The organism is Parasphingopyxis sp. CP4 (genome assembly GCF_013378055.1).
GTDB lineage: Bacteria > Pseudomonadota > Alphaproteobacteria > Sphingomonadales > Sphingomonadaceae > Parasphingopyxis.
This window is the reverse complement of record NZ_CP051130.1, coordinates 123,655-141,573: the sequence shown is the minus strand read 5'-3', so window position 1 is coordinate 141,573 and position 17,919 is coordinate 123,655. Positions and strand designations below refer to the sequence as shown.

General features: G+C 57.9%; 21 protein-coding genes and 2 tRNA genes. 11 read left to right on the top strand and 12 right to left on the bottom strand.

Annotated features, from left to right (window positions below):
• The first annotated feature begins 95 nt into the window (after positions 1-95).
• A complete protein-coding gene (locus HFP51_RS00675) occupies positions 96-902 on the top strand; it encodes a hypothetical protein (protein WP_176873849.1) in 807 nt (268 codons plus the stop codon).
• A gap of 4 nt (positions 903-906) precedes the next feature.
• Here HFP51_RS00675 and HFP51_RS00670 read toward each other — a convergent pair whose 3' ends face one another.
• The 4 genes from HFP51_RS00670 to HFP51_RS00655 all read right to left on the bottom strand — a co-directional run bounded on the left by HFP51_RS00670 (position 907) and on the right by HFP51_RS00655 (position 4,079).
• Positions 907-2,235, bottom strand: coding sequence for an isoprenylcysteine carboxylmethyltransferase family protein (locus HFP51_RS00670; RefSeq protein ID WP_176873848.1), 1,329 nt, complete (start codon positions 2,233-2,235; stop codon positions 907-909).
• A 109-nt stretch (positions 2,236-2,344) separates the two neighbouring features.
• Complete coding sequence (locus HFP51_RS00665; RefSeq protein ID WP_176873847.1) at positions 2,345-3,187, bottom strand: hypothetical protein; 843 nt, start codon at positions 3,185-3,187, stop codon at positions 2,345-2,347.
• A 33-nt stretch (positions 3,188-3,220) separates the two neighbouring features.
• Positions 3,221-3,294 (bottom strand) — tRNA-Gly (locus HFP51_RS00660).
• Between the two features lie 74 nt (positions 3,295-3,368).
• A complete protein-coding gene (locus tag HFP51_RS00655; protein WP_176873846.1) occupies positions 3,369-4,079 on the bottom strand; it encodes a helix-turn-helix domain-containing protein in 711 nt (236 codons plus the stop codon).
• 218 nt (positions 4,080-4,297) lie between these two features.
• Here HFP51_RS00655 and HFP51_RS00650 point away from each other — a divergent pair, with 218 nt between their 5' ends.
• The 3 genes from HFP51_RS00650 to HFP51_RS00640 all read left to right on the top strand — a co-directional run bounded on the left by HFP51_RS00650 (position 4,298) and on the right by HFP51_RS00640 (position 5,484).
• On the top strand, positions 4,298-4,522 hold the full coding sequence (locus HFP51_RS00650) for a tautomerase family protein (protein ID WP_176873845.1): 225 nt from the start codon (positions 4,298-4,300) through the stop codon (positions 4,520-4,522).
• A 66-nt stretch (positions 4,523-4,588) separates the two neighbouring features.
• Entirely contained in the window at positions 4,589-4,762 is a 174-nt protein-coding gene (locus tag HFP51_RS00645) for a hypothetical protein (RefSeq protein WP_176873844.1), read from the top strand.
• Positions 4,763-4,836: 74 nt separating this feature from the next.
• Positions 4,837-5,484 carry a TetR/AcrR family transcriptional regulator gene (locus HFP51_RS00640; protein WP_176873843.1) on the top strand — a complete coding sequence of 216 codons (648 nt, stop codon included), beginning with the start codon at positions 4,837-4,839 and terminating at the stop codon, positions 5,482-5,484.
• Between the two features lie 4 nt (positions 5,485-5,488).
• Here HFP51_RS00640 and HFP51_RS00635 read toward each other — a convergent pair whose 3' ends face one another.
• Positions 5,489-6,379 (bottom strand): alpha/beta fold hydrolase, encoded by an 891-nt coding sequence (locus HFP51_RS00635; RefSeq protein WP_176873842.1) that lies wholly within the window; start codon positions 6,377-6,379, stop codon positions 5,489-5,491.
• Between the two features lie 197 nt (positions 6,380-6,576).
• Between HFP51_RS00635 and HFP51_RS00630 the strand changes: the two genes are divergently transcribed.
• Positions 6,577-6,978, top strand: a complete 402-nt coding sequence (locus HFP51_RS00630) for a PilZ domain-containing protein (RefSeq protein ID WP_176873841.1) — start codon at positions 6,577-6,579, stop codon at positions 6,976-6,978.
• A 39-nt stretch (positions 6,979-7,017) separates the two neighbouring features.
• Here HFP51_RS00630 and HFP51_RS00625 read toward each other — a convergent pair.
• A tRNA-Tyr gene (locus HFP51_RS00625) sits at positions 7,018-7,103 on the bottom strand.
• Positions 7,104-7,213: 110 nt separating this feature from the next.
• Between HFP51_RS00625 and HFP51_RS00620 the strand changes: the two genes are divergently transcribed.
• A complete protein-coding gene (locus tag HFP51_RS00620) occupies positions 7,214-7,966 on the top strand; it encodes an RNA methyltransferase (RefSeq protein WP_176873840.1) in 753 nt (250 codons plus the stop codon).
• A gap of 81 nt (positions 7,967-8,047) precedes the next feature.
• Here the strand turns inward: HFP51_RS00620 and HFP51_RS00615 are convergent, their stop codons facing one another.
• Positions 8,048-8,365 (bottom strand): 2Fe-2S iron-sulfur cluster-binding protein, encoded by a 318-nt coding sequence (locus HFP51_RS00615; protein WP_176873839.1) that lies wholly within the window; start codon positions 8,363-8,365, stop codon positions 8,048-8,050.
• Positions 8,366-8,446: 81 nt separating this feature from the next.
• Between HFP51_RS00615 and HFP51_RS00610 the strand changes: the two genes are divergently transcribed.
• Entirely contained in the window at positions 8,447-9,064 is a 618-nt protein-coding gene (locus HFP51_RS00610) for a DNA-3-methyladenine glycosylase (protein WP_176873838.1), read from the top strand.
• 11 nt (positions 9,065-9,075) lie between these two features.
• Here the strand turns inward: HFP51_RS00610 and HFP51_RS00605 are convergent, their stop codons facing one another.
• Positions 9,076-9,408, bottom strand: coding sequence for a PilZ domain-containing protein (locus HFP51_RS00605; RefSeq protein ID WP_176873837.1), 333 nt, complete (start codon positions 9,406-9,408; stop codon positions 9,076-9,078).
• Positions 9,409-9,639: 231 nt separating this feature from the next.
• On the opposite strand from HFP51_RS00605, the gene HFP51_RS00600 reads away from it, so the two are divergent.
• The 4 genes from HFP51_RS00600 (at position 9,640) to HFP51_RS00585 (ending at position 13,703) form a co-directional block, all read left to right on the top strand.
• Positions 9,640-10,548: an alpha/beta fold hydrolase gene (locus HFP51_RS00600; RefSeq protein ID WP_176873836.1), complete on the top strand. Its 909-nt coding sequence runs from the start codon at positions 9,640-9,642 to the stop codon at positions 10,546-10,548.
• 38 nt (positions 10,549-10,586) lie between these two features.
• Complete coding sequence (gene fghA, locus HFP51_RS00595; RefSeq protein WP_176873835.1) at positions 10,587-11,420, top strand: S-formylglutathione hydrolase; 834 nt, start codon at positions 10,587-10,589, stop codon at positions 11,418-11,420.
• Positions 11,421-11,499: 79 nt separating this feature from the next.
• Positions 11,500-12,549, top strand: a complete 1,050-nt coding sequence (locus HFP51_RS00590; RefSeq protein ID WP_176873834.1) for an AI-2E family transporter — start codon at positions 11,500-11,502, stop codon at positions 12,547-12,549.
• Entirely contained in the window at positions 12,546-13,703 is a 1,158-nt protein-coding gene (locus tag HFP51_RS00585) for an aminotransferase (protein ID WP_176873833.1), read from the top strand. The genes HFP51_RS00590 and HFP51_RS00585 overlap by 4 nt, the downstream gene beginning before the upstream one ends.
• Positions 13,704-13,710: 7 nt before the next feature.
• Here HFP51_RS00585 and HFP51_RS00580 read toward each other — a convergent pair whose 3' ends face one another.
• The 4 genes from HFP51_RS00580 to HFP51_RS00565 all read right to left on the bottom strand — a co-directional run bounded on the left by HFP51_RS00580 (position 13,711) and on the right by HFP51_RS00565 (position 17,814).
• The gene (locus HFP51_RS00580; protein ID WP_176873832.1) at positions 13,711-14,103 is read right to left on the bottom strand and encodes an energy transducer TonB; all 393 of its coding nucleotides are present in this window, start codon (positions 14,101-14,103) and stop codon (positions 13,711-13,713) included.
• A gap of 114 nt (positions 14,104-14,217) precedes the next feature.
• Positions 14,218-15,495 (bottom strand): dihydrolipoamide acetyltransferase family protein, encoded by a 1,278-nt coding sequence (locus tag HFP51_RS00575; protein ID WP_176873831.1) that lies wholly within the window; start codon positions 15,493-15,495, stop codon positions 14,218-14,220.
• Positions 15,482-16,531, bottom strand: a complete 1,050-nt coding sequence (locus HFP51_RS00570) for an alpha-ketoacid dehydrogenase subunit beta (protein WP_176873830.1) — start codon at positions 16,529-16,531, stop codon at positions 15,482-15,484. Before HFP51_RS00570 ends, HFP51_RS00575 begins: the two co-directional genes overlap by 14 nt.
• Positions 16,528-17,814 carry a 3-methyl-2-oxobutanoate dehydrogenase (2-methylpropanoyl-transferring) subunit alpha gene (locus tag HFP51_RS00565; RefSeq protein WP_176873829.1) on the bottom strand — a complete coding sequence of 429 codons (1,287 nt, stop codon included), beginning with the start codon at positions 17,812-17,814 and terminating at the stop codon, positions 16,528-16,530. Before HFP51_RS00565 ends, HFP51_RS00570 begins: the two co-directional genes overlap by 4 nt.
• Positions 17,815-17,919: the final 105 nt, after the last annotated feature.

Here is a 17,919-nt window from a genome sequence, read left to right as displayed (position 1 = left end):
CCGCCCGATCCGGTCCCGACACAAATATACAAGACTCTATAAGACACTGATATTATTAGGTTATTTGCGAATCACCTATGAGCAAATGACTATCAATGTATCGCCTGTTCAAATCACTCTGGAACCAGTATCGCCTGTCCCGTATCCCGGATCTGGAGGTTTACAAACGGCCATTCCATCGTCCGTTTGACCCTCTCGAGAATCGCATTGATATCTGGCGACGGATCATCTTCGATAAACGCCTTCGTCATATCTACGACCGGACTGTTGCCACGATTGATCGCGAACAGTTTCGATCGTTACAGGAAAAATTCAAGATTCCAGTTGCGGCCGGGGCACATGCAGGAACGGTGAAATATCTGGACCTTGCGCCCTGGATTCGGCTGCATTCAAAAATTGCCTTGCAACTCAATCTCGATACTCGCGCGCCGAGCCGCGTGCTGGATATTGGATCAGGCGGTGGCCATTTTCTCGCCATCGCGAAAGTCCATGGACATCATGTCACCGCACTCGATCTGCCGGATTGTGAGATCTACTCCGATCTTCTCAAGCTGTTCGGTATTTCGCGAATCGCCGGCGGAGTCTATCTTGGTCAGGCGCTGCCTAGCCAGATCGGTAAATATGACATCATCACAATCAATGCACAGAATTTTGATGTCCATCGAGGCACTGGCACACGGTGGAATGTCCAAAATTGGATGCGATTTTTAGAATATCTGACCGCCCACCATCTAACATTTCCGGGCGAAATCTTTGTCGGCCTCAACAAGTCCGCGGGGCCGACCGGCACCGAGGACTATCTTTGGCCGTTGCTCGATGCTGCAAAAGAATGGGGCGCGCAGGACATAGCTGGCAGCCCACAATTCCAATTATCGCTGCAAGAGCCTCTGGTGTTCGACTAGACGGTCACTCCGCCGGAACGATCTCGCCGGGCTTGCCTTTTCGGCGCGTGATCCAGGCGAAAAGGCGGGGGATCGGGGCATTGCGCTCCATCCAGTCGAAATATTCGCGATAGGCGGGATCTGCCATCAGGTGCTTTTCTTCAGTCTTTGCGCGCCAATAATAAACGCCGCTGACCAAGCCCAGGAGCACCGTATTGCGGATCATGTCGACCGGATTGCCGCTCGTCGCAATGAACGGCATCGTCGCCAGCCACCAAAAGGCATTTTTGGCGAGATAGGCCGGATGCCGGGTCCAGCGATAGGGCCCATGGGTGATGATGCCGCGATGGGTAAGGTTGGAGAAGCGTAGGCCGAACGCAACCGTCGCCCAGCTATAGATGATTGTGAGCACCACCAGGATCGCGCCCATCACGGCCAGCGCCACCGGCCAGCCTTCAAGCCAGAGCGTCCAATCGCCCGTGTTGGGATGATAGTCGAGCGGTCCGCCCGCCGTCATCAGGATGAAAGGCGGATAACAAATCAGCGCCGCCATCCAGCTCTGGGCATAGGGATTGGCTGAACGGATATGGGAATCGAGTGGGCGGAAGGTCAGCACATAGCCGACGGTCGCAAAGGCCACGTCGATCAAAAAGAGAAGCGCGATCATGAATAGCGTGAGCCGGACCGGATTTTCGATTATCTCGGCATTACTCCAGCGCAGCACTTCGAACCAATTGCCCGGAACGATCGAGATCATGAAGGCAATGAAAAAGCCCTTCACGGCCCAGCTGCGGAAATGTTCGATGATCTTTTCGCGGTCGAAATCCGCGCGCTCACCGGTCAGCCATGCGCCGACCATATAGCTGCCGTCCTTCGGCTCCTTCATGCGGCGATCGATCCAGAAGATGTAGGGGATCGAGGCGACAAACATGACGGGTGCCGCCCAGGCCAGCATCTGCATCGAAAACAGATACTGCCCGTCCCAATACCAACGCGCGATGCAATAAAGCCCCGCGATAATCGCCCAGGTCGCCCAAAGACCAGCCAGTTTGGCGATGCTGATTTCGCGGGTCTCATCATGCGGGCGTGCGGGAGAATCCCAGTCGATGCCCGTGCTCTCATTCTTCCAGGCCTTGTCGATAAATATCGTCCACAGGATCATCGGCAGGCCACAACCAACCAGCGCAAGCATGGCAGCGAGCGGACCATTGGCACCGGTCAATCGGCCAATAATGATTGCCGCAAACAAGCCGGCCAAACCGACAAATCCCACACCGCTGGAGACCGCAGAATGCGGCCGCGGATCGGCGCTCTCTGCGGCAGCAGGGCGCTTGATATCGCGATGGGCGTTCATGTGGCCCAAATCTAAGGAAAAATGGTAATTTATTGATGAAGATTGTGGTTGAGGCCGGGACGGTACGATACCATAAGCAAGCCTATGAAATCATGCAGTTAACCGGTAATCAGGCCCTATCGTCGGGATGGCGATAGACAAAGCGGAACGGCCAGAGATGCTGTAACGCACGCGGCGCGAAATCCAGACCGACAATCTCCTCACCCCCGATTTCCAGCCGATCCGTTGCGTTATCCCAGTGCCGAGCGACATTGTTACCAGCATCCGTAAAGATAGGCGCCTTCCGGTTATTGGGCATCACGGCGCTGCGCCGGTTGACCACGGCGCCCTCGGTATAGCGCGCCCGGCCCAAGGCCATCAGCCGCCGCCAACCAGCAATTTTGAGCATTTCCCACATGGCCGAAGCACGGGTTCTCTTGCGCGATGCAAATGCGCCGCGAAGGATTGGCGCATTGCCTGTACCTGTGATGGAAAAGGAGATGGACCGGTCGGTTTGCTGCTCAAAGAGGCGGAAGTCAGCCGGAGAGGCATTCAGGCCGAGATAGTCGTTATTATAAGCCAGCACCGCATCGGCATCATTCCACAGCTTGAAGCATAGCGTGGCATAGCCGGGAGAGGCCATCGCGATCGGCAAAGCGAGAGGCAACGCGCCAATCGACGCCCCGGGCTGATCCGCGACGAGCACGAAGAATTGCAGCTCATGATGCGGCCCCATCGATGCATCCCGGAAATCGGCCATGATCATGCCAGCCGCGACACGGCCCGATCTGGTCTCGACGAGATGGACATCCTCGCCCTCGATCATCGCTCCGACCGCATCTCCCGCAACATCGCCAAAGATCAGCAAAGCCTCGCCATCACGCACATGATAGGGCGTCGGCGCTGACCCGGTGCGCAACTCCACCGAGCCGGTGATCGGATTGTCACGAAAGATCGGATGGTCGTCTGGCACGTTGGCTTTGCACCCATCAGTTCTTAGATGCGCTGGAGCGGGTAGCGGGAATCGAACCCGCATCACAAGCTTGGAAGGCTAGTGCTCTACCATTGAGCTATACCCGCTCGCCAAGCGCGAGGCGGGGATTAGTCGCTTGCGTCGCGAGATGCAATATTCGTCGACCTGTGCCGCCCTCACCCTAACTGACCTCCGCGCCATCCTCATCAAGGATACGTTTGGGGCGAACCTTGGCGTAGCGCGATTGGGGGAACCAGGCGTTGGCCGTGCCGGTGAGGTGCGAAGATCCGGTCACTGTCAGGCATTCGTCGCTGATCGCTTCTTGCGGCCCAACATCGCCCATCCATACTTCGGCAAAGGCGGGCAGCGGGCCCGACATATAGAGATCGATCTCCTTGCCCGGATTATCGGTGCACAGATCAACCGTATCGGCATTGCAGACGATCCACCATTTGGAATGCTCGGCAACATCGGTCAGGTTCACGCTGATCACGGTTTCGCCGTCGGGCAGCTCGGCCGTCTTCACGGTCCGGTGGAAATCCCACATGAAGCTCCCGGCATCCATATCCTCATCGGCGATCCGACGGCGCGCCCAGCGCAATCCCCATTTTGACATCTGATCGATCAGCGGCGCCAGCTCCCGGCCGCAACGCGTCAGGCGATACTCGCTGGTATTGTCGCCGGCACCGGTTTTCTTGATGATCATGCCGTTCATTTCCATCTGCTTCAGCCGGTTGCTGAGCACGCTGGGCGAGATGCGCGGCAGTGCTTTCTGAAAATCCTTGTAGCGGGTCGCGCCCATGAACATTTCGCGCATCAGGAGCAACACCCAGCGATCGCCGATCATGTCAGCGGCCTTTACGGCCGGGCATAATGTGCCGGAGTTATTCATCAGATCGTTCCCCTCAATCCAGCTCACCGGCTAGCAAAACCTGAGCAAATTCGCCAGTTTTGCGTAGATTTTGCGCGTTACTACGAAATCAGTAGTGCCTTCCTACGCAATTGATAGCGGATTGCTCCGTTTCGCGAACTATCTGCTGAACACCCGATCCGCGAATGTCTCTCCATCGCCGGAATGGTTCTGGCGCAACTGAAAACTGGAGACACATAATGCCACTCGTAACGATTGATCTCATCAAAGACGTATTCACCCCGGGCCAGAAGGCCGAGCTGATCGAAAACGTCACCGAAGCCATGATCGCCACGGAAGGCGAATCCATGCGCCCGGTGACCTGGGTTCGCATCAACGAAGTCGAACAGGGCGACTGGGCAATTGGCGGCAAGATGCTGACCGCGTCCGATGTCCACGCCATGGCGCAAGCCGAAGCGGCGTAACTCAGCGACAGGCGATCGCCATCCCCATGGCGATCGCCTCGCTATTCAGATCTCAGGAGCATTTCCATGACCCACGGAGAATTCAACATCGCCGCTGGCAAATTCGGTTATCGCCGACCCAGCGCCGCAGAAATCGCCTGGCTCGAGCAGCGTCAGGCACCCAATTTCCCATCCTGGACAAGCGCTATTGTCGGAAGTGCCGGCCTTGGCTTCCTGCTGGCAACGCTACTCGGTGCCTAGATCGCCCGTCTCTCGCAGCTGTGATATCGCATAGAAGGTGACGCGGCGCCGCAACCTGTGCAAGGTTGCGGTTAATGACTGACATCGCCCCCACTGTTACGGCACCGGCGCGGGCTGGACGCCCGACCGACGAACGCAAGACCGAAGCCATTATCGACGCCGCGCGCGATGCGTTTTTCGGCGAAGGCTATGCCGCCGCATCCATCGAGCGGATTGCTGAAAAGGCAGCTGTATCAAAGGTCACCATCTATAAACGCTTCGGTGACAAAGCGGGGCTGTTGGAGGCACTGGTACGCCGCCAGGCTGAACATATGACGAAGACAATCGGCGAAGCGAACCGCGATGCGGATACGATCGAGGCGCAGCTGGTGAATTTCGGCGTCACACTGATGAGCTTCCTGTTCGACGATACGCATTTTCATTTCGATACGATGCTCATGATCGAACGGGACCGCCATCCCGAAGCCGCTCATCGCTTTTTCAATGCTGGCCCAGGGAAGATGCGGCGCGAGCTGATTGCGATCTTGGAGGCCGCCGACCAGCGCGGCGACTTGAAGATCGACAAGGCGAAAACGGCGGCAGAGGATCTATTGTCCTTGTGGAAAGGCTTTGCCGACATGGAGCTGCGCTTCGGCATCGCAAAAAAACCGACGCAGAAAGACATTCGGAATCATGTTTGCCACGGCGTCGACGTGCTCCTCCGGGCTTACCGACCCGATTAGCCCGTCAACCGCCGAGCGCGTGCTCGGTAATCATATCGGCCAAGCTACCATGCTGCGCTTCCGGCAAGTCATGGCCCATATCATCGACCAGCTCGAACCGCGCGCCTTCGACATGATCGGCAACATCCTTGCCGCACGGGTGGAGGATCAACGGATCGGCCTCGCCATGTATAACCAGCGTCTTGGCCTGAATACGCTGCGCAAAGGGCCGCAAATTACCCGTATCGATGATCGCCGCAAGCTGGCGCGACGGACCTTCAGGATAGAGGCTACGGGCGACATTTTTATGGATCAGCTCCTTGATTTCGGCCTGGCGTTCCGCGCCACCGGGGGAGCCAATCGCGTTGAAGAAGCGCATACCGGCCGCGATCGCCTCCTCTTCCGTTTCCGGGCGATTGCGAGCAGCCTGGATCAGGATTTTCCGTATTTCCTTGTCCGGCCCGGGAAGCCCAGGTGCATTGGTCGACGTCATCACGGGCATTAGCGACAGGACGCGATCGGGATATTCCGCACCGACAATCTGCGAGATCATGCCACCCATCGACACACCCAGTACGTGCGCGCGCTCAATCTCGAGCGCATCGAGTACGCCCATCGCATCGGCGGCCATATCGACCAACGAATAAGGCGCCATGCGGCGATTTTTGAAGATCCGCTTCACAAACAGATGCCAAAGCGGGTGCGGCGCTTTCACGCCGTCAAATTTGTGTGACAGACCGATATCGCGGTTATCGTAGCGAATGACCCGGAACCCGCGCTCAACCAGCTCTTCGACAAAAGCATCCGGCCACAAGGAGAGCTGCCCCGAAAACCCCATGATCAGCAACAACGCTGGATGGTCCGGATTGCCATGATCTTCGACTTCAATCTCAAGCCCGTTCGCTTGCACTTTCATAAACGCTCTCCTGTCGGTCGGCGCTAGGTGCGCAAAAACAGGCGTCGCGTCAAATTGGGCAAATTGAGGTTAACCGTGGTTAGGGTTACAACATGGTTTACCCACTACGTCCGACAGCCATTTACCCAGATATGGTATCAATGTCTTTCCGACCGGCAACGAGTCGGTCGCAAACAGGCTATTCATGGGGGCGCACGATGGCCGAGCGACCAGAGGATGAGAAAAAGGAGACCGCCGAAGAACGGGCGGAACGCACAGCCATGTTGCGGCATACCATTCTTCGCGACACCGACGGAGAGGAGATCTCGGTGAGACTTCGCAACCTCTCCGCGACAGGTTTTGGCGGCGCAGGCGACAAGCCACTTGTCGTTGGCCATACGATTACCGCGGAGTTGGATGGCATTGGGCCGGTCGATGGCACCGTCGTCTGGGCCGAGGGCACATCCTTCGGCATTGAGTTTATCGAACCAATTGACCCAGACTCATTGATCCACAAACACCGTGAACTGGCTTCGATGCCGACCCCATACACCGTTCCCGGGCGTTTCAAACCGCCAACCGGCGAATTTCGCCGGCCAGGCCTGACAAGAAAAGACTGAACCAGCGTTGCACTGATCTGCAGACCTCAAATCTGGTGATGGTGGACGGGGCTGGATTCGAACCAGCGTACGCTTGCGCGGGCAGATTTACAGTCTGCTGCCTTTAACCACTCGGCCACCCGTCCATCGGGATCACGGCGCTTCACGAAGCAGTGCAACGAAAGCGCGGCGAAGGGCGGCTCAATGGCGAAACACCGCTTGCCTGTCAACGCTCGTTGATAGAAAGCATGGTGCCATGGCGAAGAGACGCAAGGCGAAACAACGCGAAGGCCGGGCACCGCGCTTCTGGGGGCGGCATGCCGTCTATGCGGCGCTCGACAATCCGAAGCGAACAATCCGCAAATTATGGGCAACCCATGAAGGGGTGGCGGGGCTAGACCTGCCACCCGATCTGCAAGTCGAAATGGCCGGTGTGGCTGATCTTGGACGGCTGGTACCGCATGACGCCCCGCACCAGGGACTGGTCATCGAGGTCAAGCCTCTACCCGATATCGCGATCGAAGACCTGCTGGCCGGCGCCGAAGAAGGACGGCCGTTGGTAATCCTCGATCAGGTGACGGACCCGCATAATGCCGGTGCCATCATGCGTTCTGCACTCGCCTTCAACGCCCTAGGGCTGGTGACCCAGGACCGCCATGCACCGCCTGAGTCTGGCGCCCTGGCCAAGGCCGCGTCAGGCGCGCTGGAAGCCCTTCCCTGGTGCCGTGTGGTCAATCTATCGCGCGCACTGGATCAGATCGCAGATGCGGGTTTCTGGCGAATCGGACTGGCAGGCGAAGCAACGCTCAATCTTTCCGATGCATTGGGTGGCAAGCGCATTGCGATCGTCCTCGGCGCAGAAGGCGCGGGATTACGTCAAAATGTCGCGAGCCATTGCGATGCGCTGGCGCGGTTGCCGATCAGCGATGCAATTGAAAGCCTCAATGTATCAAATGCCGCCGCGATCGCGCTCTACGCGCATCACGAAAGGACCGGATCGTCGGGATAGCACCGAGAAGCGCGGAGCTGACCTGATGGCCACCTCCGTCCAGAACAACTCACAATGGGAGAAGGAAGTGCGGCGTGAGCCTTAGTCTTCCTGCGCGATCGTGACCTTGAGGCCATCCAGCTCGTCGCCGAACGGAATCTGGCAGGACAGACGTGAATGCTCGTCGCGATGATCCGAGCTTTCCAGCAGATCATCCTCATCCTCGTCCATTTCCGGAAGTTTGGCCGCAAAATTCGGATCGACATGAACATGGCAAGTCGCGCAGGAGCAACAGCCACCACAAAGAGCAAGGAGCTCGTCAAAGCCATTGTCCCGGATCACTTCCATCACGGTCAGGCCGTTATCTGCATCGACGGCGGTTTCTTCACCATCGCGATTGACGACAATTAGCTTGGGCATGAACGATTCCTTCAGGCGATTTCGAAAAATGCTGCGGCGCGGCTATGTGATGGACTGCAAATGAAATCAAGGCCTCGATAGATGGGAATAGCCGCTTCGCACCTGCGACAGTCATTGGACAGTCTAGCCAAGATCGAGCCGCGCTTTAAAACGCGCCTTGCCGAGATCGGCTATCCACCGCCGCGTATCCGCGATCGCGGCTATCAGACGTTGCTGAGGACGATCCTGGGCCAACAAGTCAGCGTCGCATCGGCGAATGCCGTCTGGCGCAAATTATCCGATGCACTGGGCGGCGAGATGGAACCCCATGCGCTGCTAGAGGCGAGTGACGCAGTTCTTCGCGGCGCTGGACTGAGCCGCCAGAAGAGCAGCTATGCGCGGTCGCTCGCAGAGCTGATCGTTTCCGGACAATTGGACCTGGCCGCACTCCCTGCGGACGACGAGGCCGCGATTGCAGAGCTTGTCGCGGTCAAAGGCATCGGGCGTTGGTCAGCCGAAGTATATCTTCTGTTTGCCGAGGGAAGGCCTGACATCTGGCCAGCCGGTGATCTTGCGGTGCAGATCGAAGTCGGAAAACTATTGGGCTGGAAGGAGCGGCCGAGTGAAGCAGAGATTCGCGATGCGGCAGAGTGCTGGCGGCCACATCGCGGCACGGCCGCCATCTTTGCCTGGCATTCTTATAACAGTGAAGTGATTTAGCGCGCGGCTAGCTATGCGGCGCGATGGCGCTGCAAAAAATTCTCCAGCACAGCCGGATGAAAGGGTTCTTCAAATTCACACCCGGCTTCGAAACCGCGTGCCCACACGACCTTGGATAGCATTGGCTGGAATCCAGGAAATTTGATCCACACTTCGACACCGGTGGCGAGCGTCATGGCGCTATCGACCTTGCACCCCGTCTGCGAGATATCGCTGACATCGGCTCTCGCGGCATCATAACCTTGCTTACGAAAACCGGCACGCATGTCCACCGGCACACGCTCTGCAATGCGGCGCTCTTCGGAATCTGACTGTTTCACCAAGAGATCGGCGGAGATCGACATGGAAGTTCCTTTGCTTCTGAACCCACTTTATCGCCGATATTCGTAAATTTAGTCCGCAAGAGAGAGGTTAAAACCACATTTACACTTGGCCTGGAGCCCAGTTTTTGGGGAGTTCACTCTCAAATTGCAGATCTGCTCATGGTCAATTTTCCATTCGATATGACAAACATCTCTCTTGACGAAAATGTATGACGCAGTTGACGTAAGCGTAAAGCCATGCTGGTTAGCCGTATGACAGTCTCGACCGCGCCGGCCACCGTAATCGCTTCATACGAAGGCAGGAAACCTCCTGCCCCTCAATGGTTCGATACCGCTCTCGCGCACGAGCCAAGTCGGCATCGGATTGAGCGAGATGCCGGAGGCATCGAATATTTCACATGGGGCAAGGCGGGCGCCCCCGGCCTGTTCCTCCTGCATGGTGGCGGCGCGCATGCCATGTGGTGGGCGCACATCGCTCCATTTTTTGCCGATGATTATCATGTTGTCGCAATGTCCATGGCGGGCATGGGTGGCTCGGATTGGCGGCCGCGCTATGCGATCCACGAACATGCGCAGGACATGAAGGCCGTGGCCGAGGCTGCCGGGCTGCTGGAAGCCGGAAAGCCAATAGTGTGCGGACACAGTTTTGGCGGCGCACCAACAGCAGCAGCCGCCGCCGATCCCGATGCCTGGGTTGGCCAGGCGATTATCATGGATTCCTCGCTGCAAATGCGACACTCGCCAAACAATATGGACCGGCCGCTACGCGAACGCCGCTTCTTTGGCAGCCTTGAAGAAGGGCTCGCCAGGTTTCGATTCCTGCCGCCACAGAGTTGCGAGAATCACTATATCGCAGACATGATTGCCCGCGGCGCGATCGTCGAACTAGAGCCCGGACGATTTAGCTGGTGCTTCGATCCCAATGGCTTCAGCCTTACCGATCGGCTGACCAGCGCCGAAAAGGCCCGATCGACGAATTGTCCGCTAGCCATGATCTATGGTGATCGATCAGCGATCATGGATGCCAATGCCCTGGCTCACCTCCGCGAAACCATGCCGGATGGCACATCTTTCATAGCGCTCCCGGACTGTGGTCACCATGTCATGGTTGACCAGCCACTGGCGCTAATAGCGGCAATGCGCGGCTTGATGGCACGCTAGGCCTTCGCGAAGCCGGCGCCGGATGGTACGGGGCTGTCATGGAGATTCTATCGACCAATCGTGCCTATGGCGGAACCCAAGGCTTTTACGCCCATCGCAGCGTCGAAACCGGCACGAATATGCGGTTTTCAGCCTATATTCCCGATCACGAAGCCGGCCAGAAGCTGCCGGTTGTCTGGTACCTGTCTGGCCTGACCTGCACCGCCGACAATGTGACCGAAAAAGGTGAATTTCGCCGCGCCTGTTCGGAACTTGGGCTGATTTTTATTGCGCCCGACACGTCGCCGCGCGGTGACGATGTTCCAGATGATGACGGCTATGATTTCGGCCAAGGCGCGGGTTTTTATGTCGATGCCTCTGAAGCACCTTGGTCTGAGAATTTCCGCATGCGTAGCTATGTGGAGAGCGAGCTGCCCGCGTTGATCGGACCTGAGTTCCCGATGGCCGATATGCGCCGGCAAGCGATCACCGGACACTCGATGGGCGGGCATGGCGCACTGACAATTGCTCTGCGAAACCCCGAGCGGTTCCGCAGCGTCTCTGCCTTTGCCCCCATTGTGTCGCCGCTTCATTGCCCCTGGGGTGAGAAAGCCCTGGGCGGCTATCTCGGGCCGGACCGCGCATCATGGCGCGCCTATGATGCCTGTGCGCTGATCGAAGACGGGGCGCGCATGCCGGAGATCCTGGTCGATCAGGGAAGCGCCGATCAGTTTCTCGACGAGCAACTCAAACCGCACCTTCTTGAGCAAGCGTGCCAAGCTGCCGATATCCCGCTGACCCTGTCGATGCGCGATGGGCATGATCACAGCTATTATTTCATTTCGACATTCATGGAAGACCATCTGCGCTGGCACGCCGAGCGCCTGGCCTGATAAAGGTTCAATTCGGTGAAGCTTGCTCGGCGGAGCAATCCCGCCGATAAGATCGGACAACGCAATCAAGGGGGCCGCCATGGACGATCAGGCATCGCACAATAATTTCGTGCGCCGGGCATTTGCAGTGCTGGCTATTGTTGCCCTCGCCGCCGTCATCCTCAGCTTAAGCCGGTTGCTACTGCTGATCTTTGCAGCCGTAGTTGTTGCCGTAATCTTGCGTGCAATTGCCCGTATTTTCATAGGGTTCGGACTACCTGAAGGATTGTCCGTTACGGTCTCCGTGATCGCCCTGTTCGGGATATTGGGATCTGTGGCGTGGATTTTCGGCGATCTGATTATCACCCAGTTTGCAGCCCTGATCGCCCGCATTCCAGATGCGATCGAAGCTACGCAAACCGCATTCGACAATTGGGGTATCGACTATGATGTCCGCCAAGCTGCCAGCGACATAACCAGCCAGCTATCTGGTTTGACGACGCGAGCGGGAAGCTTTGCCCTCATGTCGGCCGGCGGTGCGCTGACCAATATCATACTTGTGCTTGCAGGCGCGGTATTCTTCGCGGCGCAACCGGGTCTGTATCGTGACGGACTGGTTCGGATCGTTCCCAAGAACCGCGAACAGCTCGCAACCGAAACCTGCGACGATATTGGCCGGGCTCTGGGGCTGTGGCTCCGTGCACAGATTTTCTCGTCGGTGATCGTTGCAGTGCTGATCTATATCGCACTCTCCATCATCGGGGTGCCGTCAGCTGCTGCGCTTGCGATCATTGCCGGCCTGCTCGATTTCATTCCCTTTATCGGTCCTGTCGTCGCCGGCATACCGGCCGTACTCGTTGCCTTTAGCGTCAGTCCAACGATCGCGCTGTGGACGCTCGGCGTCTATGTGCTGATCCAACAGGTGCAGGGCAATATTCTCCAGCCCATCATCCAGAAGAAGTCAGTGGATTTGCTTCCGGCCGTCCTGTTGTTTGCCGTTGTCGGGGCCGGGATATTGTTCGGCCTGCTCGGTGTCTTGCTGGCTGCGCCGCTTACGGTCGTCTGCTTCGTCCTCACGCAGCGGCTCTACATAGAGCAAGTATTGAAGAAGGAGCCGAAGCGACCGGCTGGCGGTAAAAAAGTCGAATGAACCCCAACTTCGCCGACCTGCCAACGACCATCTTCGAAGACATGTCGATCCGCGCGCGGGAACGCGGCGCAATCAATCTCGGCCAGGGTTTCCCGGACGCGGAAGGCCCTGAAGATGTCCGTCGAGCCGCCGCGGAGGCGACAATCAATGGCCCGAACCAATATCCGCCAATGCGCGGAATTCCGGCACTGCGGAAAGCAATCGCCGATCACTATGCGCATCATCAAGATCTTGCGATTGATGGCGACAAAGAGGTTGTCGTCACCTCCGGGGCGACAGAAGCCCTGGCGGCCTCAATACTGGGCCTGGTCCGTCCCGGCGACGAGGCGATTATCGTCCAGCCGGCCTATGATGCCTATGCGCCGCTTGTGCGCCAAGCTGGCGGCACGCCGAGATTCATCCGCTCAGGTCCGCCGGATTGGACAATCACACGCGATTCCCTGGAAGCGGCTATAACCGACAAGACCCGCGTGATTATCCTCAACAGTCCTCACAATCCAACGGCCACAATGCTGTCGGAAACTGAGCTCCGTCTGTTGGCAGAAGTCTGTAAAACCCATGATCTAGTCGCGATCTGTGACGAAGTGTGGGAACATCTGACCTTTGATGGCCGGACCCATAAATCGCTGATGGCGATGAGCGGTATGGAGGCGCGCACCGTCAAGATCGGATCGGCAGGGAAAATTTTCTCGCTCACCGGCTGGAAGGTCGGCTGGGCTATCGCCGCCCCGCCTTTGGCCAATGTCATCGCCAAGACGCACCAGTTCCTGACCTTCACGACGCCGCCCAATCTCCAAGCCGGGGTCGCATATGGGCTCAGCAAGAATGATAGCTACTTTGACGATATGCGGGCCGACTTTCAGCGTTCCCGTGATCGATTATCAACCGCCCTGAGCCAAACCGGCTTCTCGATCCTGCCCTGCGCCGCCACCTATTTTCTGTCTGTCGACTTGGAGGCATCCGGTATCGCTCTGGGAGACCGGGATTTCGCAATCCGTCTCGTCGAAGACGCAGGCGTCGCGGTGATCCCTATCTCTCCATTTTACGAGAGCGATCCCGTGACCAGCATCGTGCGCCTCTGCTTCGCAAAGGGCGATGAAATGCTCGACCAAGCCGCAGAGCGATTGGCAACGGCTCGAAAACTGTTCACTTAAGTCCTGCTTAGCGCGGCGCCCGCCATTCATGGCTTCCAGTGTAGATCCCGGCCACAGCATTACCCGACCCATCGCGCGCGGGATTAAATCGCGCTCTGTTCATGACCAAATTGCACGTCCGGCCATCGAGCTGGAAATGCCCGCTCGAACCGATGGTGAAGCACATTGTCGGCAGGCCGTTCGCACCGACCCGGACCTGAAACCGTGTCGTGCCCTCTTCGCCGTTACGCAGAAAATTGGACGGATAGTCGCTCTGTGTAACCCAGGTTGACGGATCACCAATCGGTTCAGGCGCTATGGTCTCAGTCTGAAGTGGCGGATCGGGTTGGTCTGGCACCGGAGTGTCAGCGCTTTGCAACGCCGCAGCGACGCCCAAAGCCAACGAAAGCAGCCCTACCATTGCGAATTTGATCGATCTTGAATTGACTGCATCATCGCCCCCCTGGAACAGCGTCTAGGCGAGCCCAGTCCGAACGGCAATGACACCGCATCCATCGAACCAGATCTTGGTCGGTCAATCGGCGAAGATTAGCACGGGCGTTTCGAGAAGCGTCTTCAGCGCCTGGACATAGCTTGCCGCATCATAGCCATCGACGACCCGATGATCGCAGCTGATCGAGAGATTCATCAGCTTGCGCGCTTCTATCTCCCCATCGACGATGACCGGGCGCTCGACAATCTTGTTCGGGCCGATGATCGCGACTTGCGGCCGGTTGATCACCGGTGTGGTCGCAATGCCGCCAAGCGGGCCAAGCGAGGTCAGCGTTAGCGTGCCGCCGGTTAGCTCTGCCTGGGTTGCCTTGCCCGTGCGTGCCGCGTCCGACAGGCGTGCGATCTCCATCGCAAGCTGCCAGACATTCTTGTCCTGCGCGTCGGCAATTACCGGCACGATAAGCCCGGTATCGGTTTGCGTCGCCATTCCGAGATGGACTGAACCGTGGCGCGTTACGCGGCCAGCTTCGTCATCATAGGTGGCATTGATCATCGGGAAATCGGGCAATGTCTTGCAGATCGCCGCAATGATCAGCGGCAACACGGTGAGCTTGGGTCGATCGCCACGCGTGGCATTCAGGTCGGCTCGCGTTGCTTCGAGTGCCGTTACATCGATTTCTTCGACATAGGTGAAATGCGGAATATTGCGTTTGGATGCGGCCATATTCTCGGCAATCTTGCGCCTCAGGCCAATCACCTTGATTTCTTCATCGTCGCGTTTTCGACCGGATCCCGGCGTCAGATAGGTCGCGCCATAGGTCAGATACTGATCGAGATCACTGTGACGAATGCGTTCGCCAGCCTGTGGTTTCACATTGGCAAGATCTACGCCCAGCTCGGCTGCGCGCTTTCGTACGGCAGGTGAAGCCATCACGCGTGTCGGAGCGACGCCGGGTTCGGGTGTTGGTTCGGCAACCGGCGTTTCTTCGACCGGCTCGGGTTCGGCTTCTTCCGGTTCCTCGGCTGCCGCTTCTGCAGCCGCCTTGGCTTCTTCGCGCGCGCGCTCTTCGGAGAGCTTTGCAGCAGCCGCGGGCGGATCTTCTTCTTCGTCGGGGATTTCGTCGGTTTCGATAACAGCCAGTACCGAACCAATCGCCAGCATATCGCCCTCTTCGCCGTTGAGCTCGACGACAGTACCCGTGACGGGCGATTCCATCTCGACCGTGGCCTTGTCGGTCATCATGTCGGCAATGCCCTGATCTTCTTCGATTTCGTCGCCGACTTTCACATGCCAGGCGACGACTTCAGCTTCGGCAATGCCTTCGCCAATATCGGGGAGTTTGAATTTATACTTCGCCACTGACGTCCTCCATGACGCGTTCGATTGCCAGGCGGAGCCGCACCGGCCCCGGGAAATAAGCCCATTCCAGGCTGTGCGGATAGGGCGTGTCATAGCCCGTCACGCGCTGGATCGGCGCCTCGAGATGATAGAAACAGCGCTCTTGGACCAGGGCAGCCAGTTCTGCACCAAAGCCCGATGTCCGTGTCGCTTCGTGGACCACAAGGCAGCGCCCTGTTTTCTTGATCGACGCTTCGATCGTTTCGATGTCGAGCGGCAGCAGGGTACGCAGGTCGATAACTTCGGCATCAATGCCCAGCGTTTCGACCGCCGCCATCGTGACATGCACCATCGTACCGTAGCAGAGCATTGTCACCGCGCTGCCTTCACGAACAATGTTCGCTTTGCCGAGCGGAATCACATAGTGCCCGTCCGGCACTTCGCTGGCCGGATGTTTGGACCAGGGCTCGACCGGCGTGTCGTAATAGCCATCGAACGGCCCGTTATAAATACGCTTCGGTTCGAAAAAAACGACCGGATCCGGGTCTTCAATCGCCGCGATCAACAACCCCTTGGCGTCATAAGGCGTGGACGGGATGACCGTCTTTACGCCGCAGACATGGGTGAAGATGCTCTCGGGTGATTGGCTATGCGTTTGGCCGCCAAAGATGCCGCCGCCAAAGGGCGAGCGGATCGTCAACGGCGCGGTGAATTCACCAGCCGAGCGATAGCGCAAGCGCGCTGCTTCTGAGACCAGCTGGTCAAGGCCAGGATAGATATAGTCGGCAAATTGGATCTCGGCGACTGGCCGCATGCCATAGGCCGCCATCCCGACCGCAACGCCGATGATCCCGCATTCGTTGATCGGCGTGTCGAAGCTCCGCGTCTTGCCGAACTTTTCCTGAAGGCCGGCAGTGGCCCTGAAGACGCCGCCATAAAATCCGACATCTTCGCCGAACACGCAGACATTTTCATCGCGCTCCATCGCAACGTCCATGGCGCTGTTGATCGCCTGGATCATGTTGCGCTGGCTGGTAGAGTTATCGCCTCTGCTCATCGTGTCTTCGCCACATTGTTGGCGGCCTCATTCTCATCGAGCATGTCCTGCATCTGCTCTTTCAAATGCCAGGGCATTTCCTCGAATACTTGTTCAAACATGGTCTCAAGTGGATGGTGTAACCCATGACCAAGAATACCATTTTTCTCTGCCTGTTTAGCGGCCGTCTTGACTTGTTCAGCGCATTCCTTGTCCATCGCCGCCTGGCGATCCTCGTCCCATTCGCCAAGCGCAATCAGATGGTTTTTGAGCCGCGCGATCGGATCGCCGAGCGGCCATTCTGCGGCCTCATTAGCGGAGCGATATTGCGATGGATCGTCCGAGGTTGAATGGCCTTCCGCGCGATAGGTGAAATGCTCAATCAGCGTCGGGCCCTTGTTGGTGCGCGCGCGTTCCGCGGCCCATTGGGTTGCTGCATAAACGGCCAGCGCGTCATTGCCATCGACGCGAAGCCCGGCAATGCCATAACCCACTGCGCGCGCCGCAAAGGTGGTCGCCTCACCGCCGGCAAAACCACTAAATGAACTGATCGCCCATTGATTGTTGACGACGTTCATGATGACCGGTGCCTTGTAGACGGCGGCAAAGATACAAGCCGAATGGAAATCGCCTTCTGCACTCGATCCTTCGCCGGTCCATGTTGCGGCGATGCGGCTGTCGCCTTTTGCGGCGCTTGCCATCGCCCAGCCTACAGCCTGCGGATATTGGGTCGCGAGATTACCCGAAATCGAAAAGAAGCTGCCCTGCTTCGTCGAATACATGATCGGTAGCTGCCGACCCATCAGCCGGTCTCTCTTGTTCGAATAGACCTGGTTCATCATGTCGACGAGGGACCAGTCCCGCGCGATCAGGATGCCCTGCTGCCGATAGGAGGGGAAACACATATCGTCGCGATCAAGCGCAAAGGTTGCGGCAATCGCGACGGCCTCTTCGCCGGTACATTTCATGTAGAAGCTGGTCTTGCCTTGTCGCTGGGCGCGGAACATCCGTTCGTCAAAGGCGCGGGTCAGCGCCATGGATCGCAGCATCTTGCGCAACGTATCGGCGTCGAGTTTTGGATCCCAAGGCCCGACAGCCTTGTTATCCTCGTCAAGGACGCGGACCAGGCCATAGGCGAGATCCGGCATGTCCCCGTGATCGTCAGCCGTATCGGGCCGCCGTGTTTCGCCGGCCGGCGGGACTTCTATGTCGGAAAAGTCCGCATCATCGCCGGGCCGAAATTTCGGCTCGGGTACGTATAATTCTAGGGGCGGCAAATTGCGCCGCGGAGTGTCGCTAGCCATCAGAAATCCTGTCCAGCCGATTCGCTCGGTTGGGTCCTTATAATATAATTACACGGCATTCGGATAGCTTTGTCGCGAATGGAGCGGCGGAGATTGATCACACGT